This window comes from Acinetobacter sp. V115_6 (assembly GCF_031799025.1).
GTDB classification, from domain to species: Bacteria; Pseudomonadota; Gammaproteobacteria; order Pseudomonadales; family Moraxellaceae; genus Acinetobacter; species Acinetobacter pittii.
In genome coordinates, this window is record NZ_JAVQNO010000021.1 from 808,513 (window position 1) to 827,859 (window position 19,347).

Consider the following 19,347-nt stretch of genomic DNA (forward strand, 5'->3'; position numbering starts at 1 on the left):
TATCTCCAAATTTAAGTGGTTATTTCTTCAATTGTTGTTAAGTTTTTGCTGTTGTTATAGGGACTACATCGGAACGCTTGAACAGGGTGTTGTTTTGGTAATTGGTCACCCCGATTAAAAATTTTGTTACGTAGTGAACCCGTTTTATATGCAGTTTTATAGCGACCACGCTGTTGTAGCTCAGGAATAATCAAGCGAATAAAGTCGTGGTGAGACTCTGGTGCAACTGTACGTGTCAAATTAAAGCCATCAATATCTGTTTCATCTAAAAGATGAATTAAGTATTCAGCAACTTCTTCGCCACTACCCACGATGAGGGGATAACGACCACCTAAAACATGCTGAGCTTTTAAGTCATTTTTCGTGATTTGTTGCTCTTTAAATTTTTCGGTAATCGAAACAATACTGTTACTTTTTTGGTAAGGAATCGCTTCATCGTCGGCAAATTTACTTAAGTCGATACCAGTTGAACTCGCGTAATGCGCTAAGCCTGCTTCAGGACTTGCATACTGACGATATTCATTCAGTTTCTGTACGGCCAGATCATGTGTTTCGGCAACAACAACAGTTATACCGACAAAGACTTTAATGTCATCTGCTGAACGGCCTTGCTGTTTGGCAAGAGCACGAATTTTTTTCACTTGTTCGCGTATTTTGTCGGGTTTGTCGCCGCCAATAAATACGCACTCAGCATGACGAGTCGCAAAGTGCATGCCTTTTGGTGAAGCACCTGCTTGAAACAGTGTTGGGGTGCGTTGAACAGAAGGAGATACCTGAAACACACCTTCACTTTGGTAATATTTTCCGTGGTGGTGAATGGTGTGAACTTTAGACGGGTCTGTAAAAACACGCTGTACTTTATCTTTTTTAACGGCGTCGTTTTCCCATGAACCTTCCCAATATTTATAGCAAAGCTCTAAAAATTCTTCAGCTTGTTCATAGCGAGCATCGTGGTCTTTTAAACCTTTTTGACCAATTAAGCGTTCCGCACTATCTAGATAACCTGTCACGATATTCCAGCCAATACGACCTTGAGTTAAATGGTCGAGACTCGCAAAGCGGCGTGCAAATTGATATGGATGTTCATAGCTTAAGTTCACAGTGACCCCAAAACTTAAGTTTTGAGTGACTGCCGCCATTGCTGAAATGAGTGTAGACGGGTCATGGCTCGGAAGCTGAATGGACTCTTTTAAAGTCAGATCAATACCGTTTTGATAGACGTCATACACACCTGTAATGTCCGCAATAAATAAACCATCAAATAAACCACTTTCTAAGGTCTTGGCTTGTTCTGTCCAATAACTGAGTTCGTTAAAACGATGTGATTCATCACGTGGATGTGTCCATAAGCCATGATTGATATGACCAACACAGTTCATGTCAAAGGCATTGAGTAAAATTTCTTTCGCTTTGAAATCTGCCATTACAATGTCCCCCGGCGAGGTGGAAGCACACCGTTAAGAACGTAGTTCCCAATAAAGTAATATTTCCATCGTGCGGCATCATGCAACGTATGTACACGCGCATTACGCCAGAAACGGTCTAGGCCATCTTGAGACTGACTACCACGGCTACCAGCAAGTTCAATCAGCTTAGACGATGCTTTGAGTGCGATATCTGTACTATGAGCACGTACTTTGGCAACATCGATGGATGCTTTAGCAATGCTTTCAGGTGTGGTTTCAATTTTTGCGGCATCAATTGATTGCGCAGCTTGTTTTAATAACACTTCACTTGCTCGTACATCTACAGCAATGCGTCCTAGCTCATAAATCGTTAATGGATCTTGGTTGGCTATTTCTACATTTGAGTCAATCCATGGGCGGGCTTGATGCACTCTTTGCAAGCTTTCTTCAAAGGCCGCACGTGCAATGCCTACCTCAATCGATGCATGCATAATTTGCGCAAAAGGACCCACTAAGGTTGGCTGTAAAAATGCAGTATCAAAAGGAATAACATCATCTGCATCGACAAAAACCTGATCAAACTTGACCGTACCGCTGCCTGTGGTTTTTTGCCCAAAGCCAGACCAGTCATCAACAAGTTTCAATCCTTGTGAACCACTTTTTACAAAGGCTAAATACTCTCGGCCTGCATCATCTAAAACTAAGGTTGGAATACGGTGAGCAAATAAACTTCCTGTGCAGTAAAACTTTTCACCCTGAATCAAATACCCATTTTCATGCGGACGGATATTGGTTTGCTTATGAGTTGAAGTTTTGGTTTTAAACTCAGCAAGTGCATTACCAAAGCGAGTGCCATTTAAAACTTCGCCATATAACCGTTGTTTTTGAGCTTCTGTGCCTGTATTGCGCAATACTTCTAAAGCATAAAAATGGTTTTGTGGAATTTGTCCAATTGAACCATCTGCACCGCTTAAAAGAGCAATCACTTTAGCAACGGTATGACTTGAAACTTCGGCACCGCCATATTGCTTAGGTACTGTAATTGCCCAAAGTCCAGACTGGCTCAATGCATCAATTTCGGTATACGGTAAAATTCGCTTAGAGTCTCGTTCAACAGCAGTTTTTTTAAATTGCTCAGCAAATTGTTTGGCAATTTCTAAAGCTTCAGCATCATTTTGAATAATATGTGCTTGACCAGATGCCGATGTTTGTTTGGTTTGTACCGATTGATATGAAGTCATGACAATTTCTCCTTAAATCCAAGCATGGCGGGCAGGGAAATGACCATTAAGGTAATAATTGCCAATGGCATGTAATTTCCAGCGAACAGGGTCGTGTAGGGTATGTACACGGGCATTTCGCCAATGTTGATCTAAATTATGTTGGCTTAAGCTTGAACGACTACCGCCCAGCTCTAGTAGTTTTTCAGAAATTTGTAGGGCAGCATCATTGGCATAGACTTTCGCTTCAGCAACCAAAATTGAAGCTTTAGCTACTTGCTCATCAGTCACAGTTTGAAGTTGGTCAAGTTCATCTAAATATTCAGCAGCTTCATCCAATAATAAAATTGCAGCATCGAGCAAAATATTTAACTTACCTACCTCTTGCAGGGTGTAATGTTCAAAGCTGGCTTTTTCAACATTTGCATCAATAATTGGACGTGCTTTGTGTATAGTCGATAAAGTATCGTCAAATGCGGCTTCAGCAATCCCTACATCAATTGCCACTTGTAATAACTGAGAATAAGCACCGCGATAAGTAGGGGCTTTAGTTAATAAGCGTTCATCAAAAATGAGTTCTGGATTAACTTCAACATGATTTAATTTAACTGTACCGCTCGCTGTCGTACGTTGCCCAAATCCATTCCAGTCATTAATGACTTCAATACCTTGAGCCTCTCGGTTAACAATCACTAAAACCACATGGCCTTCGGGATGAATCGCTTTAATTGCAAGCCAATGCGCAAAACTTGTTCCCGTCGAATAAAACTTTTCGCCGTTTAAAAAATATTTGCCGTTTTCAATAGTAAGCGTGGTTTTTAAGGTTTTTGAGTCATGGGTATTTCGTTCAGGACCACCGTTAGCAAGACGTTTACCTGCTAATATTTCTGAAAAGATAAATTGTTTTTGTTGTTCTGTACCCATGATTTCAATCAGGTTTAACAGGCTAATCTGATTTTGTGGAATCTGACCAACATTTGCATCGCCTTTACTTAAAATACGGAAAACTTGTGCCAGTGTTTTATTGGAAACAAAAGCACCGCCGTATTTTTTTGCAATACGAATTCCGCCTAAGCCTTTTTGACTAAAGCTTTCGATTTGCTCATAAGGAAGTAAGCGTTGTTGATCACGTGTATTACGACCCTCTAAAGCATAATCCGCCACTTGATAAGCAGCATTAATCGCTTGTTGATCATTTTGAATGATTTGGACGTATGCAGTCGTTTTTGATAGAGAATTAGACATAATGACACCTTGTATTGCTGTCATTACCTTACAAAAGAAATATTTTTCCACTAAACGAGGACTTATGCTCAGCTTATGAAATAAAGTGCAAAGCATTTTTTTTGCTTTTTAATGAAAAAATATAGATATTAAAAATTAATAAAAAACAATATCTTATGTTTATTATGCAAAAAAATAATAATAGAATTAGTTTTAATATGAAAAAGAGCAATAAGTACGGTAAAAAAAGATATAAAAAAAATAGACTTAAGTGTCAGTGAAAAATGAGCACAATATCCATTGTTTTAACTAAAAATAGCTTCTAAAGTATCTACTTACCGAAGACCATTTTTGTACAAATAGTCAAATAAAAATAAACGTGGAGATTTTATGCGGGTTTTGTATCAGTTTCCTTTGTCCCATTATTGTGAAAAAGCTCGCTGGTTGTTAGACCATAAAGAACTTGATTATGTGGCTCATAACTTAATTCCAGGCTTTCATCGTGCTTTTGCACAACTCAAAACAGGCCAAAATTTATTGCCTATTTTGAAAAATGATCATCAATGGATCGCTGAATCGACTAAAATTGCACTTTATCTGGATGATACATATCCGGAGCATTCACTGTTACGTCGTGATGAACAATTAAGACAGCAAACATTAAAAATAGATAGCTTGGCTGATGAGCTGGGTATTCATGTCCGTCGTTGGGCTCTAGCTCACACGTTGGCGCATGGAGACCATGCTTTAGAAATTATGATGGGTGAACAAGGCTATTTACGTCAGTTTGAAAAAATATCGAAGCCATTCCTCAAAACACTGGTAAAGAAGAACTATAAACTTGAAGAAGAGCTAGTCAACCAGTCAAAAGAACGCATGGATGAACTCATAAATGAACTAAATAACTGCTTAATCGAAAATCAGGCACGTTATATGGTAGGCGATCGCTTAAGTCTTGCTGATATTTCTGTATGTTCTATGCTTGCTCCTTTATTAGAAATAAAGGGTACACCGTGGGAGCGGGAAGAGGCTGAAGGTGTTTCTGAAGAATGGAATAACTATCAACAAAATTTACTCGATTTACCTCTAGGTCAGTATGTTTTAAGAATATATCAAACTGAGCGTAATGCGCGAGTAGATTGGCGCGGAATTTAAAATTATAAAATGCCCTGAGAAAATCGGGGCTTATTTTTATCTTTGCTAGTTATTTTATTAATGTAGATATTACTATCAATTTTCTAAATGATTTTTATTAAGCCATTTGTTTATATTATTTTGATGTCAAAATTACTTTCTACAATATAAATTCCATTTTATCTAAATGACTAATAACTTTAATTTTTATGATTTTTTGGAAAATACAATTTTTCTAAATACTATTTTTAGCCAAAGTTAAGCCACTTTATTGTGCATGTGTTTACATTGTAATCAATAATTGCCACATTTAAGTGTAAATAGATGAGCTTAATAATAGACAGAAGATTAAAACATAGATTAAAGTAGAAACATGTGAGCAGTTTTAAAGGTATTAATTCTGCAAAACAGATTGAATAGAATAAGTGAAGCAAATGGATGGATCTGACTTGGAAAAGTTGGCTCGATAATTGCAATTTAATAAAAAATCACTCTATTGCTCTATATGAATGATTCTATAGATAAATAGAGAGAATGATCATCAAGGAGTTCTTATGAAACGTTCTGCAACCTCTCTCATTATTTCAACAGTTATGCTTTGTACGGTTGGCGCTACTTCTCAAATTCAAGCAGCAGATACATTAGCTAAAATTAAAAGTACCGGAAAAATCGTAATTGGTCATCGAGAATCCTCAGATCCAATTTCATATGTTGTTGCAGGTAAACCAGTAGGTTATGCAGTCGATATCTGTAACCAGTTTGCAAATGACATTAAAAAAGAATTGAAAATGCCTGGCTTAAAAGTTGAGTACAAGGCAGTAACTTCATCAACACGTATTCCTGAGCTTTTAGCAGGCAATATCGATATGGAATGTGGTACCACTACAAACTCTAAACAACGTCAGCAACAAGTCGGTTTCTCAACTAACTACTATGCAACAGAAGTGCGCATGGCTGTTAAAGCGAACTCTGGCATTAAGAGTTTGGCAGACTTAAATGGTAAAGCAGTTGTTACTACTCAGGGCACTACATCTGACAAATACATCAAGATGAATGAAAAAGGTCAGGCAGTTAATGTTCAAAATATTTATGGTAAAGATCATGCTGACTCTTTTGCCATGATGGCATCTGGCCGTGCTGCTGCATTTGTAATGGATGATAATATTTTAGCAGGCTTGATTGCTAAGTCTTCTACACCTAAAGCTTTTGCAATTGTAGGTCCGGTACTTTCATCTGAACCTTATGGAATTATGCTTGCTAAAGATGATCCAAAATTTAAAGCGGTTGCAGACCGTACTGTAAATAACTTGTGGAAAACTGGTAAAATGGACGCTTTATATAAGAAGTGGTTCTTATCTCCAATTCCACCAAAAAACACGAATTTGAACATGCAACAAAGTTCATCTTATAAGAAATTAAAAGCTAACCCAACAGATGCAGGAATCTAACTGGATCTTTTTGTCCTAAATTTACTTGTGTAAGTGTAAAGATTCATTTGCACAAGTGGTCTATTTTCTAAAGATATTAATTTAAGGGGCAAACATGTCAGTCGGCTCGCTAAACTGGACTATATTCTGTGCGGAGTCTAATGAATATGGTGTCGATAAAGCCGCATGGGCAGAATCAGTTTGTAAAGCTATTGGTAGCTCAAGCTACAATGCTTATGCTGAGGCACCCACATGGTTACAAATGTTAGGTTCAGGCGTGTTCACTATGGTTTGGACAGCTATTATAGCCTTTCTTATCGCATTTTTATTAGGTTCTCTCCTAGGGGTAATTCGTACATTACCCAACAAACCTCTCGCATTTATCGGCAATTGTTACGTTGAAATTTTCCGTAATATTCCACTTATTGTGCAACTATTCTTCTGGGCTTTTGTTTTTCCCGAGTTTTTACCGGACAGCTTAAGTGCAGGTAGTGGGGATGTAGTTGCTGGTGGTTGGTGGAAGAATATTTTGAATCAGCAACCTGCAGTTATTGGTGTTTTTGCATTAGGTCTCTACACGGCTGCCCGTGTATCTGAGCACATACGTGCCGGAATTAATACCGTTTCTCGTGGACAGAAGTTTGCGGCTTCTGCTATGGGTTTTACGACAGCACAAAGTTATCGTTATGTCATTTTACCAGTTGCATATCGCACTGTATGGCCAACGATTACATCTGAAGCAATGAACGTTTTCAAAAACTCAGCTGTTTTATATGCACTGAGTGTATTGAATTTCTTTGCTTATACGAAAACCATGCGTGAAGAAACTTCTCAGGACATTATCATTCTTATTCTCTCTACACCTGTTTATTTAATTATCACTTATAGCATTAAGTTTGTGATGGCATGGATTGAGAAACGAATGGCTGTACCTGGCTTAGGTTCAGGAGGGAAGTAATTATGGATTTTTCTTTATTACAAAACCCTGATGTGATCGCGGCACTCAAAGAAGGTTTTATTTTTACGCTTACCGTAACGGTATTAGCAATGATGGGCGGTATCCTCATCGGAACCCCATTGGCAATGATGCGTTTATCTAGCAATGCCATCGCAAGTAATTTTGCAAAATTTTATGTTGATCTGTTTCGTGGTATTCCACTGATTCAGGTGATCTTTATCTTCTACTTTTTGTTGCCGAAAATATTTGAGTTTCAATCTGATACCTATTGGGGACCATTATTTTCGAGTGTCGTGACCTTTGCTATTTTTGAAGCAGCTTTTTTCTCGGAAATTGTACGTTCTGGAATTCAGTCTATTTCAAAAGGTCAGGTACATGCAGGCTATGCGCTAGGTTTTACCTACGGTCAATCAATGCGCTACGTGGTATTACCTCAAGCCTTTCGTAACATGCTCCCAGTATTGTTAACTCAAACAATCATTTTATTTCAGGACATCTCATTAGTTTATGTGATTAGCGCACCAGACTTTTTAGGTCGTGCAGATACATTGGCTAATACTTATGGACCTGAAACAAAAGCAACATTCTATTTAATCGTCGCTGTAGTGTATTTCTGTAGCTCGTTTGTGCTGTCGCATTTAGTCAAACGCTTACAGCAAAAAATTGCCATCATTCGCTAATTGGAGATTTTAAATGCCAATGATAGACATCCAACATATCTCTAAATGGTATGGTGATTTTCAGGTTTTAACAGATTGCACGACGAGTATTGAAAAAGGTGATGTCGTTGTTGTTTGCGGACCATCTGGTTCGGGAAAATCAACACTCATCAAAACAGTAAATGCTTTAGAACCATTTCAACAAGGTGACATTATTGTTGATGGAATTTCACTTAAAGATCCAAAAACAGATCTTGCTAAATTCCGTTCACGAGTGGGAATGGTCTTTCAGCACTTTGAGCTTTTTCCGCACATGACTGTTTTGGAAAATTTGACGATTGCTCAAGTTAAAGTGTTAAAGCGTTCAGTTGCAGATGCTCGCGCAAAAGGTCTGAAATATTTAGAGCGTGTAGGCTTACTTGCTCATAAAGATAAATTTCCGGGGCAGTTGTCGGGTGGTCAGCAGCAACGTGTAGCGATTGCACGTGGCTTGTCTATGGACCCAATCTGTATGTTGTTTGATGAACCAACTTCTGCACTTGATCCTGAAATGGTCGGTGAGGTTCTTGAAGTTATGGTACAGCTCGCACATGAAGGCATGACCATGATGTGTGTTACTCATGAAATGGGCTTTGCTAAAAGAGTATCTAACCGTTTAATTTTTATGGATGAAGGTAAAATTTTAGAAGACTGCCCAACCCATGAATTCTTTGATAATTTAGAAGCTCGTCATGAGCGTGCTAAACTTTTCTTAGAAAAAATTCAGGCGATGCACTAATAACCCTAATAAAAAAAGAGCCATTAAAGGCTCTTTTTTTATATCTAATTTTTAGAAACTATACTTTGCTAGCAGGTTGATACGTGAATAATCCCCCTTGTCACCCGCAAAAGTTTCACGTTGACCGTAAGTATATTCGGCTCCTAAATCAATATTTTTAACTGGGTTCCAGATTAAATTGACTAAAGCGTTATAAATTTCTTTGTTATAGCTAGTATTGGTTAAATTGCTATTTGCATAGACATTATCATCTTTATATTGAATACCACCTACAGCAAAAGTAGAACGTAGAATAGGGCTCCATTTACGTTGATATCCAATTACTGCGCTATCAAATTCACCTAAATTAATATCTTGTGTTGTTGTGTCATAGTTATAAGCTGAATTGCTATAAAGTAAATAACGACCATCACCTTTAACATGATAGTAATTAGCAACCACACTATCTTGAGGCGTTAAATCATATTTACCACCAACACCGACACCCCAACCAAATTTTTCTTCTGAAGCACTATCTTTTGGAGCTACACGGTTTTCATGGGCAAGACCATGCAACTGTAATAGGCCTTTGTTATTCGTAGTTTTGAAATCATATCGTGCTGTTAAAGCAGGAAAACGGCTTCCACCGGCAGCATTACCAGCTTTTTCAACATCCCCACCTTCTAAGGCAACTAATATTTTCTGTTGTGCATTAATTGGTTGAGTGTATCTAACCTGTACTGTACGTGTAGTACCTGTACCAATAGCGCCATTAAAATCTACTGTTTCTGGTGATGTATCTGTGTTTACAAAAGGTGAGGTCGTTTGACCAGCTAACCATTTTCCTAAAGACATATAGGCATGACGAACACGGAAAGTACCATTGCCATTATCTCCATTGCCACCCATGAAATCGGCTTCAATTTTACCTGTTAAATCTCCATATTGAGTTGGACGAGTAATATCTAAGCCAATTCGTGAAGTTGCTGCAGATACATTTAGTGAGTCTTGTTTTGGATCATCTTTATTGAGTGGATAATTGGCACCATTTGAAATACTGCCATTTGAACCTTTAAAGTCATAGGTTGCATCTGCGCGAACACTACCATAAAGCTTGACTTGAGTTTGCCCATCGGCCATAGCCATCCAACCTGGTTTTGATGCAGGAGGTGTAGGGGTAGAAGGTGCTGCGGGAATTGTTGCTGGAGCAGTGACAGTTAAAGCTGCTTTTTGTTGATCAGATAGTTTCTGGACGAGTTGTTTTAACTCCTTTACTTCATCACGTAAGGCGTTAACTTCAGCATCTGTAGCGGCATGCACAGGCATCGTCACGCTCATTGCACCTAAAGAACTCATTGCTAACACTAGTGTTTTGATCTTATTCACAGGAACTCCCCCGACATGGATAAAAATTTTCCTGCAAATACATAACAAAAATGATGCCAACTTTAAGAAACTTGAAAAATAGTCAAATTTTGATGATTACTTCCCTTTTAGCCTCAAATGGTAGTGAGAATAAGAATTTTGCATCGATAAATCAGATTTAAGCATAAAGCTGACTCTCTAAAATGAACCGCACATGACAGTACTTGCACGTTTAAAAGGCATAAAAGACTTAAGCTCTATAGAAGAAATATGGTTTTGTTGCCCATAAACCTTTGTATTTTCAATGCAGAGGTAGTGGTATAGGGTTATACTGTCTTCACTGTGAAATTCTGGCTGGAGATAAGAGTGGAGTTAGATCGTTTTGATAAACAAATTCTAGAAATTTTGTCTCATGAAGACTTAAATTTGAATGAACTTTCAGAACGGATCAATCTGTCAGTCAGTTCTGTACATCGCCGTATTAAGCACCTGATTGAAGCCAACATCATGGGACAGCTCAAAAGGGAAATTAATTTTAGTAAGCTTGGTTTTACTTTACATATTTTATTGCAAGTTTCACTGAGTAAACATGATAGTGAAACATTTGATAAGTTTCTGTCTGAAATAGAAGCAATTCCAGAAGTAACTAATGCATTCTTGGTAACGGGGCAGAGTGCTGATTTTATTTTAGAGCTTGTAGCACGCAACATGGATGACTACAGTGAAATTTTATTAAGACGTATTGGAAAAATCGACAATGTAGTTGCTTTGCATTCTAGCTTTGTCATTAAAGAATATAATGTGTTTAATTGCTATAACTTGCTCAATAAACTATAAAAAAACGCACCATTTGGTGCGTTTTCTTTGATTCAAATGTTTGATTTAAGCATCAAGTTGAGCCAAAACCTCATCCGAGAATTCAACGTTAGTATAAACGTTTTGTACATCGTCAAGATCTTCAAACATATCAATCATTTTAAGAATTTGTTTTGCTTGGTCAACATCTGTAATTTCAGCTTTTGTAGATGGACTCATCACAACTTCTGCGTTATCAGATTTTAAACCAGCAGCAGTAAGGGCATCTTGTACTTCACCGAAAGTTTCTGGTGAAGTGATTACCAAAATTTCATCTTCTGAAACTTCAATATCTTCAGCACCAGCTTCTAAAGCAACTTCCATGATTTTATCTTCTAAAGAAACATCTTCAAAAGTAATCTCACCACGTTTAGTAAATAGATAAGATACAGAACCAGCAGTTCCTAAGTTACCATTTGTTTTACTAAAACAGTGACGTACGTCTGGTACTGTACGGTTTAAGTTATCTGTCATTGTTTCAACAAGAACAGCAACCCCGCCAACACCATAACCTTCATAAGTTACTTCTTTTAGATCATCATTATCTTCACCACCAGCACCACGTTGGATAGCACGGTTAATGGTGTCACGTGTCATATTAACTGAGAGAGCTTTTTCAACTACTGCACGCAGACGAGGGTTGCTAGCAGGATCTCCACCACCAAGTTTGGCAGCAGTCACAATTTCACGAATATATTTAGTAAAAACCTTACCGCGACTTGCATCTTGTTTAGCTTTACGATGCTTAATATTGGCCCATTTAGAATGACCCGCCATGGACGTGAACTCCAAAAAAAGAAAATGCAAAAGTGCTGGAATATTAGCATAGGCTTGGTTTTGTTGAAAACTGTTGGCCTGCGTTTTGTTAGCCAATTGAATAAGAACAATAAGCTTAAGACCTAATGATTGAGATTAGGTCAAATCAAGTCCAATTTGATTTAGTTAATTTTTACATCTATACCAAATTGAGCGTACAGCTCTTTAATGGTTTCCAAGTCTTTTTGTAAATCAGTCGGGTAAATTTTACCTAAAATCCCACCTTGTTTACTTCGAGCATTGGCATACATTAAAACAATAGGAACATTGGCTGCTTTTGCAATATGCCAAAAACCTGTACGGATAGGCTTACGTTCAGAGCCATCTTTAGCACGTGTAGCTTCTGGAGCAATCACTAAGTTAAAAGTTTCATGGGTTTGAAATTGTTCAACCATTTGCGAAACGATATCTTTACTTGCTTTACGATCAACAGGAATGCCGCCCAATTTTTCTAAAATTGGCTTAAGTGGGCCTTTGAAAAGTTCTTTCTTTATTAAAGTATGAATTTTGATGTCTAACATTTGGAAGAGGGCAATCGAGAGTACTGCATCTAGATTTGAAGTATGTTCAAAGCCAATAATAACTTGTTTTTTCTCAAGAATTTGTGGGTCTACATTGTAGGTCCAACCAACGGCTTTAAAGATAGAGTTACCTAGAAATTTTTTCATACATCAGTGCAAATTGATAAATTTTCAGGATTCTAATATGAGTTTGTAAAAAAGCCTAGAAAAATTATGAAAGCTAAAGTAGAGCACAAAAGTTAAGGATTATCTAAGTTCTAAAATACTTTAAAAGTTCTTTTTTTATTTTTCTCAAACTTCGTCTGAAAGTAATAAACCTAGATAATTTTAAAATTAAGATACTGGCTGCGGTATCTCTTCATTAATTAAATATTCAATATATTTCCAAATTTTTTCAGGGTTAATAAGGTTTTTATCTGTCGTTCCATCAATAATCATCCCATCAATAATAGAAATAATGATATGAACAAGGGGCGTTGGATTTTCTATACCTAACTGAGTAAGTTTTTCATGTAATAGATTAGTCAACCATTTTGTATATTCATAAAATGGTTCACGAATTGAAGTATATTGTTTAGATACTTCAATAAATGCCTTTTTAAATAAACAGCCATTAAATGTTTCGCTATTGATCCATTCAATATACCAATTAAAAATAATATGAATTTTCTCAAGAGGACTAGCATCTTGATGTAAACTTAATTGTTCATTGATTGAGTTTTGAATATTTATGTTTCGATGTTGTAAGCATTCCATAATTAAATTTTCCTTTGACGGAAAATATTTATAAAAAGTCATTTTTGCAACATTTGATTCAGCAATAATACGGTCAACACCAGTACCATTGTACCCAATCTGATTAAATAAATTTAAAGCAGTATTTATAATATCTTCTTTTTTTGACATTACTATTCCATATAGTTAAAACTAATTATAACTTAATCTAAAATATTAAATTTTTAATACAAATTATGATAATAAAAAACTGATTTTGATTCAAGTTGAGATTGTGATAATGATTATCATTAATTGGATTTTTTAAAATTTTTTATTTGATTTCGTACGATTTTAATTCTAATATTAATCAATGAAGGAACATATTTAAATATTAATTTAAGTCATTGTTTTTATAATAAAATATGTAAAAATCGATCATGCTTCAATAAGTTTAATGAGAGCGGATATGCCTAAGAAATTTGAGAATTTTAATAATCCTAGAAAGAAAGCGCTTACAGGGATGAAACAAAGCATTTCAGCTGAACTATGGGAAAAAAATTCAAACTTTTTGACTCATTTAAGAGCAAAGATTGCAAAACATCCTGTATCTCATCATCCTGCAATCGATACTTTAAATAATGGCGAAATTAATAAAGAAGATTTAATAAAAATTCATTTAGAGTATCGTCATGCAATTGTGCAAACTTTTACTGATGCATTGCTCATGGCCCAATTTCAAACTAAACAATTAGAGCCGAGATTGCATGCTGGGGCAAAAATGTTCCCGCGTTTTCTTTTGAGTTTAAATATTTTTGATGAGTTTGGATTTCGGCCAGGGTTGGATAAAGACGGCTACTATCAGGGAAATCCTGAATATGCTCATTATCCCTTATTTGAAGATATATTGAATGATTTTGGTATTACAGAACAAGATCGTCTAACTTATCATCCGACTGAAATTGCAGATCAGGTTAGGGTATTTTTAGAAAATGCTTATGATGACTATAAAGCTGTTTCAGCCTTATTAGCAGTCGCAGAAGAAGAAGTCATTCTGTATAGTCCACCTTTACGTAGAGCAACTAAGGCAGTTGGTCTAGATGTGGAGGGTGGTGGTTACTATCATGTACATGGTATCTCTGAAGATGAAAGTGCTGAAGCTGCTGATGATGATCATGAAGAGGATTTATGGTATGTCTTGATGCAAGCTTGTACAGAAGAAGACTATAATTATATTGAAAAATTATGCTTAGAGTATTGTGATTTATGGGAAAAGTTTTGGGATACACAATTAGAGAATTCTGAGCCCATGCGAAAGCAAATCTTAGCTTAATAGATGAAAGATGGATATTTAGTACGGAACGTAAGTGTATTTTAAAACATCTAAAATTTAGGGATAAAATAAATTTAAATTTTGAGTATTTTTTATAAGAGTAAAGCATATTTTATTTGGATATATATTAAAAAACCCCATAAACTTTTTGTTTATGAGGTTCGGTATTTGGTGGGCCCACACAGACTTGAACTGTGGACCAACGGATTATGAGTCCGCTGCTCTAACCAACTGAGCTATAGGCCCTATAAGTCAGAAAAGCTTTTAATCTCAATGCTTTTCAGTGCGTGCAATACTAATCAATTTTTTAATTAAACACAAGTCATTTTCTGAAGTAGACGCAAACTAAACCCAAAAATATTGTGTCATATTGGTTAATATTTCAAGCGATAGTGATTCTAGCTTATGTGTACTTCAAGAGTAAAGTGGGAGAAGTTATTTATCGATCAATTAGAATTTATTCCAACAATCTATTGTAACGATGACTTAATTGTATTTATAATTTGAGACATTAATTTATATAAAATAAATTTTGTTTAAAATATAATCAGGAAGTGTAGATGTGCTGTTTGAGTGTTGTGAAAATATAGAATTAGAAAAACTTATTTAAGATAAATATAAAGGGTGATTAAAAATATTATATATTTTCATATTGTAATTAAGCTTTAGATACATGGTAGATTGCCTTTTTAATTATATATTTCGAAAAATAATAGTTACAATAATTCTCTTAATAAGATCCTAGCCTATATATAGTATAAAATATAGACTATTAGGGCCAGATTACTTAAGAAAATAGTATTATTAATTTTTAGTTTAGCTTGAAATTTAAACTCAACTTAAAAAATTAAATATTAAGATATAAAGTTAGCAACTTTAATAATCAAACATAAAAGTAACGAATAAACGGATTCAATTTTTTTGATGCAAATAAATTTAATTAAAATATAATAATTTTTCTTAAGGTGTTTTTCTAAAAAAGCTGTTAAGGACGGTAATAGAAATTTTTATCATTAAAATACCTTTCCGTCTCTAAAGTATTTTCTATATGAAACCTAAATTGTGATTGTCTTCACAACAATACAAATATTTGTATCTTATAAACTTTATTCTTGACTAAAACACTTGGTTTTAATAAAGTATAAGTGTATTTTTTACAAAACAAAATATTATTGCTTAATCCTGAAATACAACAAGAGGCCTACTTTCTAAGTAGGCTTTTTGTTTTTAGTAGTATTTAGAGTTATGGTGCAGAGTAATAAGCTTAAGCTTTAAATAAACTAGATTTAACAAGAATAAAAATTATAAAAAATCTTTAGACTTTCAGAACTCTCCTATAAAGTTTTATAAATTTTCTTGAATAATTTGAATTAACTCTCTAGCTGCTTTAGGTAAAGGGCGGTCTTGGAGCCAAATTAAATAAATAGATAAGGGTAAATGATTTTTCGTATTTTTAAAATCTAAAAGGACTAAGTGACCTTGATCAATTTTATCTTGTACTAGTGACAACGGAAAATTTCCCCAACCAAGTCCAGCTTCAACCATATTAATTGCTGTTTGTAGACTATTGGTTTTCCAGTACATTGCACCAATAATTGAACGGGGATCTTTCATTTCATGTTCACTACTCGCCACAACAATTTGTCTAATATTGATTAATTCTTCAATAGAAAACTGCTTTGTTCTATCTTGTAGAAGAGCGTGGTTAGAAGAAATCGTAGCCGCCACTGTTTCAGACATTACCAATTGTAGATTCTCGCGCATTTTTATATTGAGGTCTGAACCCGCTAAGCAAAGACTGATTTGCTCCGTATAAAGTAAATTAACAATGTCGTCTTGGGGAGCAGTAATAACTTCTATGTTTAGTAAAGGAAATTTATCGGCTAGTTTCTTTATTGAATGGAATAATAATTTTGTATTTACATCGGAAACAACGCCAATACGCAATTTACTTTCAAGTCCTAAAGAAAGTTCATGTGCATGAGTGCTAAATAGCCTAAGTTGTTCAGAAATGATCCGTGCTTGAGGTTCCAAGGCTAATGCTGTAGCTGTAGGAATGACCTTTCGAGGAGTCCGTTCAAATAATATATAACCCAATTCTGCTTCTAAATTAGCAACGGCCATACTTACTGCTGAGGGGACTCGATTTAGTTTACGAGCAGCCGCAGAGAAAGAACCCGTATCGAGTACGGTTATGAAAAGTTCAATATTTTCACTGTTAAAATTCATTTTAATATCAGCTGAACTGAAAGCTATTAACTTTATATATGATTTTGACTGAAATTAAAATATAAGGAATGAAGCAGAGTTTATTGATTATGCAAGGTATAAAGCGTCGAATTGTATATGTTTCTTCCTATGAAATAATCGGAATGGTTATTTCATCAGTAGGGTTAGCGATTTTGGCAGGTGATAGTGTTGAACATACTGGACCACTATCTGTCATGATTACGACCATCGCTGTAACTTGGAATTTTATCTACAATATTTTATATGAGAAATGGGAAGCTAAACAAAGCAGTCATATCCGTACAGTTAAGCGTAGAGTTGGACATGCCATCGGGTTCCAGCTTACTTTGGTTCTGTTTTTAATTCCGCTTATTTCATGGTGGATGGATATTTCCCTGATTGCTGCTTTTTGGTTAGATGTGGCCTTTATTATTATTATCCCTATCTATACTTTTATATTTAATTGGAGTTTTGATAAGTTATTTGGATTGCCTATCTCGGCACAGGCTAAAGCACTATCAGAATAACCGTAAAATTATTTTATAAGCTATCAAGGTGATCGACTTTGATAGCTTATCTAGTTTCATTATTTGATTTGATCAATCACTAATTGTTTTGAAAACTTGAGTTGAGCTTTCTTGGCGAAAATGTAGTAAATCAATGCAGTAGAGATAAGTCCTACAAGCCATGATAAATCGATTCCTCCTAACATTGCCGCAATTTGACCCGTATAGAATTTACTATCAATAAATGGTAGTTGAATCAAAATACCTAGAAAGTAGCAGGTAATTCCAATCCGATTCCAACGGCCATACTTGCCATTTGGATCATAGAGTGCATCTACATCACATTCTTCTTTAGAGATAAAGTAGTAATCAACAAGATTAATAGCACTCCACGGAATAAAAAAGGTAAGCAAAAACAAAATAAATGCTTTAAAGGCGCTTAAAAAAGTATGTTCACCTATAATTGCAATAAAGGTTGAGACTACAACCATAGCAAGAACAATGAGTAATCTTGTTATTTTTGAGATTTGATTTGTCGATTTGAAACTATTCCAAATCGTAGCAATACACATAAAACTGCCATAGGCATTTAAGGTCGTTAGAGTAACTTTCCCAAAAGCGATACTAAAATATAGAAAGGTTACGACAAGGGCAATTGGGTTCATACCCACAACATATTGAACTTCATTTCCGACAAAATTGCCGTTTGCAACCTGAGCGATTAAAACGCCTAAGCTCATAGAAATTTGTGAGCCAATTAAAGAACCTAAGCCGACAGCCCAAAAAACACGAGATGAAGATGTTTTAGTTGGAAGATATCGAGAATAATCTGCAACATAGGGACCAAAAGAGATTTGCCAAGAAGCAGAAAGGGAAACTGCTAACAAGAATGAAGACCAGCTGAAATGACGTACTGCTAAGAGTTCAGAAAAATCAGAAAGTGCGAAGATCTGAGTCAAAATAATCACAAAAGCAATCAAACCAATAATACTGGCTACTTTGCCTACCAAATGGATTAAACGGTATCCAATCGTTGCGAATAAAATGATTAAACTTGCATAAATTAAGATACCAGTTGTATTGCTGACATGTGCCAAATGTGCAATTGCTTTACCCGCTAATACCTCTCCAGTTGCGGTAAAACCAATATACATAAGGCAAACGAGTATGATTGGAATACAAGCGCCATAAACCCCAAATTGCACACGGCTTGAAATCATTTGAGGGAGACCAAGTTTAGGACCTTGGGCAGCATGCAGTGCCATGACGGCAGCACCAAAACATTGTCCTACTAATAAGCCGATAATAGACCAAAAAACATCTCCGCCTAACACAACGGCTAGCGCGCCTGTCACAATGGCTGTGATTTGTAAGTTAGCACCAAACCATAGGGTGAATTGGGCAAACACTCCGCCATGTCTTTCATTTTCAGGAATAAAATCAATGCTTCGGTTTTCTATAAAACTACTATTAGGTTTCCCAGCCGATGAGTCCATTTCACTCTCCTTATCCTTTAAGAGCCATCCTATTCTTATTTATTCATATTTGTATAAGCAAATATAAACATGTATATACAAGTAATTTTGAGAAGAATCAAATATTTTTGAAGTATGGGACGTTAAAATTGAGTTAAATAATTCATAGATAAATAGAAAAAGTATTTGACTGATTTTATTTTTTTAAAGTTAAATGATAAAAAAATAATATATAAAAAAGCCCTCTGAAGAGGGCTCGATTTTATGCGTTTGCGTCTAAAACAAGTTGGAAATAAGTGGGAAGTTCAGAAAATTGTACCAGTTGGGTCTTATCTTCTTGCTTAAAATAATACTGATAATTGGGGGTGTCTAAATGGTTATCTAGATATTGGGTTGCATCTGTAAACTGTGCTTTTGCAATCGGCTTATCTTTCTTGCATTTAATAATAACAGGGTTTACGGAGTTTAATTTTACAGGAACGCCATTTTCAAATTTAGCAGTTTCAATCAATAAGGAAATTTTGAAATCACCGAAGGTTACACAGAAGTGACCTCCATTTTCAGTCTTAATTTCTTTGTCAGAGAAAAGATCTTTAAATAAATTCTTAAGGGATTCTCTGTGTTTATCTAAAGCAACTTGAAATTCATGATCACGTTGCTCGATCTTTTCTTGCTCTTCTTGTAGCAATTTGGCTTGCTTTTCAATTGTTGTAAAATCCAGCTTCATTTTAATATCTCCTTTGGTTGT

18 protein-coding genes and 1 tRNA gene are annotated in these 19,347 nt (G+C 35.6%); 8 read left to right on the forward strand and 11 right to left on the reverse strand.

All coding sequences use genetic code 11. The features are described 5' to 3' along the window. Positions 1 to 11: 11 nt before the first annotated feature. The 3 genes from RMA94_RS12240 to RMA94_RS12250 are packed head-to-tail and all read right to left on the reverse strand — an operon-like array spanning position 12 to position 3,895. The gene (locus tag RMA94_RS12240) at positions 12 to 1,424 is read right to left on the reverse strand and encodes an LLM class flavin-dependent oxidoreductase (protein ID WP_311083144.1); all 1,413 of its coding nucleotides are present in this window, start codon (positions 1,422 to 1,424) and stop codon (positions 12 to 14) included. Further along, positions 1,424 to 2,647 carry an SfnB family sulfur acquisition oxidoreductase gene (locus RMA94_RS12245; RefSeq protein ID WP_238515877.1) on the reverse strand — a complete coding sequence of 408 codons (1,224 nt, stop codon included), beginning with the start codon at positions 2,645 to 2,647 and terminating at the stop codon, positions 1,424 to 1,426. The genes RMA94_RS12240 and RMA94_RS12245 overlap by 1 nt, the downstream gene beginning before the upstream one ends. 12 nt (positions 2,648 to 2,659) lie before the next feature. Further along, positions 2,660 to 3,895, reverse strand: coding sequence for an SfnB family sulfur acquisition oxidoreductase (locus RMA94_RS12250; protein WP_311083146.1), 1,236 nt, complete (start codon positions 3,893 to 3,895; stop codon positions 2,660 to 2,662). Between the two features lie 345 nt (positions 3,896 to 4,240). Here RMA94_RS12250 and RMA94_RS12255 point away from each other — a divergent pair, with 345 nt between their 5' ends. From RMA94_RS12255 to RMA94_RS12275, 5 genes are all read left to right on the forward strand, one after another. Next, positions 4,241 to 5,005 (forward strand): glutathione S-transferase family protein, encoded by a 765-nt coding sequence (locus RMA94_RS12255; RefSeq protein ID WP_311083148.1) that lies wholly within the window; start codon positions 4,241 to 4,243, stop codon positions 5,003 to 5,005. 533 nt (positions 5,006 to 5,538) lie between these two features. Beyond that, entirely contained in the window at positions 5,539 to 6,432 is an 894-nt protein-coding gene (locus RMA94_RS12260; protein ID WP_005076378.1) for an amino acid ABC transporter substrate-binding protein, read from the forward strand. Positions 6,433 to 6,526: 94 nt separating this feature from the next. Beyond that, positions 6,527 to 7,369, forward strand: a complete 843-nt coding sequence (locus RMA94_RS12265) for an amino acid ABC transporter permease (protein ID WP_002114400.1) — start codon at positions 6,527 to 6,529, stop codon at positions 7,367 to 7,369. Positions 7,370 to 7,371: 2 nt separating this feature from the next. Further along, positions 7,372 to 8,049 carry an amino acid ABC transporter permease gene (locus RMA94_RS12270; RefSeq protein WP_016145033.1) on the forward strand — a complete coding sequence of 226 codons (678 nt, stop codon included), beginning with the start codon at positions 7,372 to 7,374 and terminating at the stop codon, positions 8,047 to 8,049. 13 nt (positions 8,050 to 8,062) lie between these two features. Further along, positions 8,063 to 8,806 carry an amino acid ABC transporter ATP-binding protein gene (locus tag RMA94_RS12275; RefSeq protein WP_002114298.1) on the forward strand — a complete coding sequence of 248 codons (744 nt, stop codon included), beginning with the start codon at positions 8,063 to 8,065 and terminating at the stop codon, positions 8,804 to 8,806. Between the two features lie 51 nt (positions 8,807 to 8,857). On the opposite strand, the gene RMA94_RS12280 is transcribed toward RMA94_RS12275, so the two are convergent. Continuing rightward, a complete protein-coding gene (locus tag RMA94_RS12280; protein WP_311083151.1) occupies positions 8,858 to 10,171 on the reverse strand; it encodes a DcaP family trimeric outer membrane transporter in 1,314 nt (437 codons plus the stop codon). A gap of 345 nt (positions 10,172 to 10,516) precedes the next feature. Between RMA94_RS12280 and RMA94_RS12285 the strand changes: the two genes are divergently transcribed. Then, positions 10,517 to 10,987 (forward strand): Lrp/AsnC family transcriptional regulator, encoded by a 471-nt coding sequence (locus RMA94_RS12285; protein WP_002050132.1) that lies wholly within the window; start codon positions 10,517 to 10,519, stop codon positions 10,985 to 10,987. 45 nt (positions 10,988 to 11,032) lie between these two features. On the opposite strand, the gene RMA94_RS12290 is transcribed toward RMA94_RS12285, so the two are convergent. The 3 genes from RMA94_RS12290 to RMA94_RS12300 form a co-directional block, all read right to left on the reverse strand. Further along, a complete protein-coding gene (locus RMA94_RS12290) occupies positions 11,033 to 11,782 on the reverse strand; it encodes a YebC/PmpR family DNA-binding transcriptional regulator (RefSeq protein WP_002114471.1) in 750 nt (249 codons plus the stop codon). A gap of 161 nt (positions 11,783 to 11,943) precedes the next feature. Beyond that, positions 11,944 to 12,489, reverse strand: a complete 546-nt coding sequence (locus RMA94_RS12295) for a 1-acyl-sn-glycerol-3-phosphate acyltransferase (protein ID WP_002114566.1) — start codon at positions 12,487 to 12,489, stop codon at positions 11,944 to 11,946. A 186-nt stretch (positions 12,490 to 12,675) separates the two neighbouring features. Further along, the gene (locus tag RMA94_RS12300) at positions 12,676 to 13,248 is read right to left on the reverse strand and encodes a TetR/AcrR family transcriptional regulator (RefSeq protein ID WP_311083153.1); all 573 of its coding nucleotides are present in this window, start codon (positions 13,246 to 13,248) and stop codon (positions 12,676 to 12,678) included. Positions 13,249 to 13,525: 277 nt separating this feature from the next. On the opposite strand from RMA94_RS12300, the gene RMA94_RS12305 reads away from it, so the two are divergent. Beyond that, entirely contained in the window at positions 13,526 to 14,389 is an 864-nt protein-coding gene (locus RMA94_RS12305; RefSeq protein WP_262447580.1) for an iron-containing redox enzyme family protein, read from the forward strand. A 169-nt stretch (positions 14,390 to 14,558) separates the two neighbouring features. Here RMA94_RS12305 and RMA94_RS12310 read toward each other — a convergent pair. Both RMA94_RS12310 and RMA94_RS12315 read right to left on the reverse strand, forming a co-directional pair. Next, positions 14,559 to 14,635, reverse strand: a tRNA-Ile gene (locus RMA94_RS12310). Between the two features lie 1,098 nt (positions 14,636 to 15,733). After that, positions 15,734 to 16,618 carry a LysR family transcriptional regulator gene (locus tag RMA94_RS12315; protein ID WP_311083154.1) on the reverse strand — a complete coding sequence of 295 codons (885 nt, stop codon included), beginning with the start codon at positions 16,616 to 16,618 and terminating at the stop codon, positions 15,734 to 15,736. Between the two features lie 89 nt (positions 16,619 to 16,707). Between RMA94_RS12315 and RMA94_RS12320 the strand changes: the two genes are divergently transcribed. Next, a complete protein-coding gene (locus RMA94_RS12320) occupies positions 16,708 to 17,145 on the forward strand; it encodes a PACE efflux transporter (RefSeq protein WP_032003483.1) in 438 nt (145 codons plus the stop codon). 59 nt (positions 17,146 to 17,204) lie between these two features. Here the strand turns inward: RMA94_RS12320 and RMA94_RS12325 are convergent, their stop codons facing one another. After that, positions 17,205 to 18,620 (reverse strand): cytosine permease, encoded by a 1,416-nt coding sequence (locus tag RMA94_RS12325; protein WP_032034789.1) that lies wholly within the window; start codon positions 18,618 to 18,620, stop codon positions 17,205 to 17,207. Between the two features lie 241 nt (positions 18,621 to 18,861). Next, entirely contained in the window at positions 18,862 to 19,326 is a 465-nt protein-coding gene (locus RMA94_RS12330; protein WP_311083155.1) for a hypothetical protein, read from the reverse strand. Between the last annotated feature and the right edge of the window lie 21 nt (positions 19,327 to 19,347).

Excerpts from the sequence above, each read along its gene's own strand:
- RMA94_RS12240 (WP_311083144.1), bottom strand. The coding sequence starts at position 1,424 with ATGGCAGATTTCAAAGCGAAAGAAATTTTACTCAATGCCTTTGACATG.
- RMA94_RS12250 (WP_311083146.1), bottom strand. The coding sequence starts at position 3,895 with ATGACAGCAATACAAGGTGTCATTATGTCTAATTCTCTATCAAAAACG.
- RMA94_RS12245 (WP_238515877.1), bottom strand. The coding sequence starts at position 2,647 with ATGACTTCATATCAATCGGTACAAACCAAACAAACATCGGCATCTGGT.
- RMA94_RS12300 (WP_311083153.1), bottom strand. The coding sequence starts at position 13,248 with ATGTCAAAAAAAGAAGATATTATAAATACTGCTTTAAATTTATTTAAT.
- RMA94_RS12290 (WP_002114471.1), bottom strand. The coding sequence starts at position 11,782 with ATGGCGGGTCATTCTAAATGGGCCAATATTAAGCATCGTAAAGCTAAA.
- RMA94_RS12315 (WP_311083154.1), bottom strand. The coding sequence starts at position 16,618 with ATGAATTTTAACAGTGAAAATATTGAACTTTTCATAACCGTACTCGAT.
- RMA94_RS12305 (WP_262447580.1), top strand. The coding sequence starts at position 13,526 with ATGCCTAAGAAATTTGAGAATTTTAATAATCCTAGAAAGAAAGCGCTT.
- RMA94_RS12270 (WP_016145033.1), top strand. The coding sequence starts at position 7,372 with ATGGATTTTTCTTTATTACAAAACCCTGATGTGATCGCGGCACTCAAA.
- RMA94_RS12275 (WP_002114298.1), top strand. The coding sequence starts at position 8,063 with ATGCCAATGATAGACATCCAACATATCTCTAAATGGTATGGTGATTTT.
- RMA94_RS12255 (WP_311083148.1), top strand. The coding sequence starts at position 4,241 with ATGCGGGTTTTGTATCAGTTTCCTTTGTCCCATTATTGTGAAAAAGCT.
- RMA94_RS12320 (WP_032003483.1), top strand. The coding sequence starts at position 16,708 with ATGCAAGGTATAAAGCGTCGAATTGTATATGTTTCTTCCTATGAAATA.
- RMA94_RS12325 (WP_032034789.1), bottom strand. The coding sequence starts at position 18,620 with ATGGACTCATCGGCTGGGAAACCTAATAGTAGTTTTATAGAAAACCGA.
- RMA94_RS12295 (WP_002114566.1), bottom strand. The coding sequence starts at position 12,489 with ATGAAAAAATTTCTAGGTAACTCTATCTTTAAAGCCGTTGGTTGGACC.
- RMA94_RS12330 (WP_311083155.1), bottom strand. The coding sequence starts at position 19,326 with ATGAAGCTGGATTTTACAACAATTGAAAAGCAAGCCAAATTGCTACAA.
- RMA94_RS12265 (WP_002114400.1), top strand. The coding sequence starts at position 6,527 with ATGTCAGTCGGCTCGCTAAACTGGACTATATTCTGTGCGGAGTCTAAT.
- RMA94_RS12260 (WP_005076378.1), top strand. The coding sequence starts at position 5,539 with ATGAAACGTTCTGCAACCTCTCTCATTATTTCAACAGTTATGCTTTGT.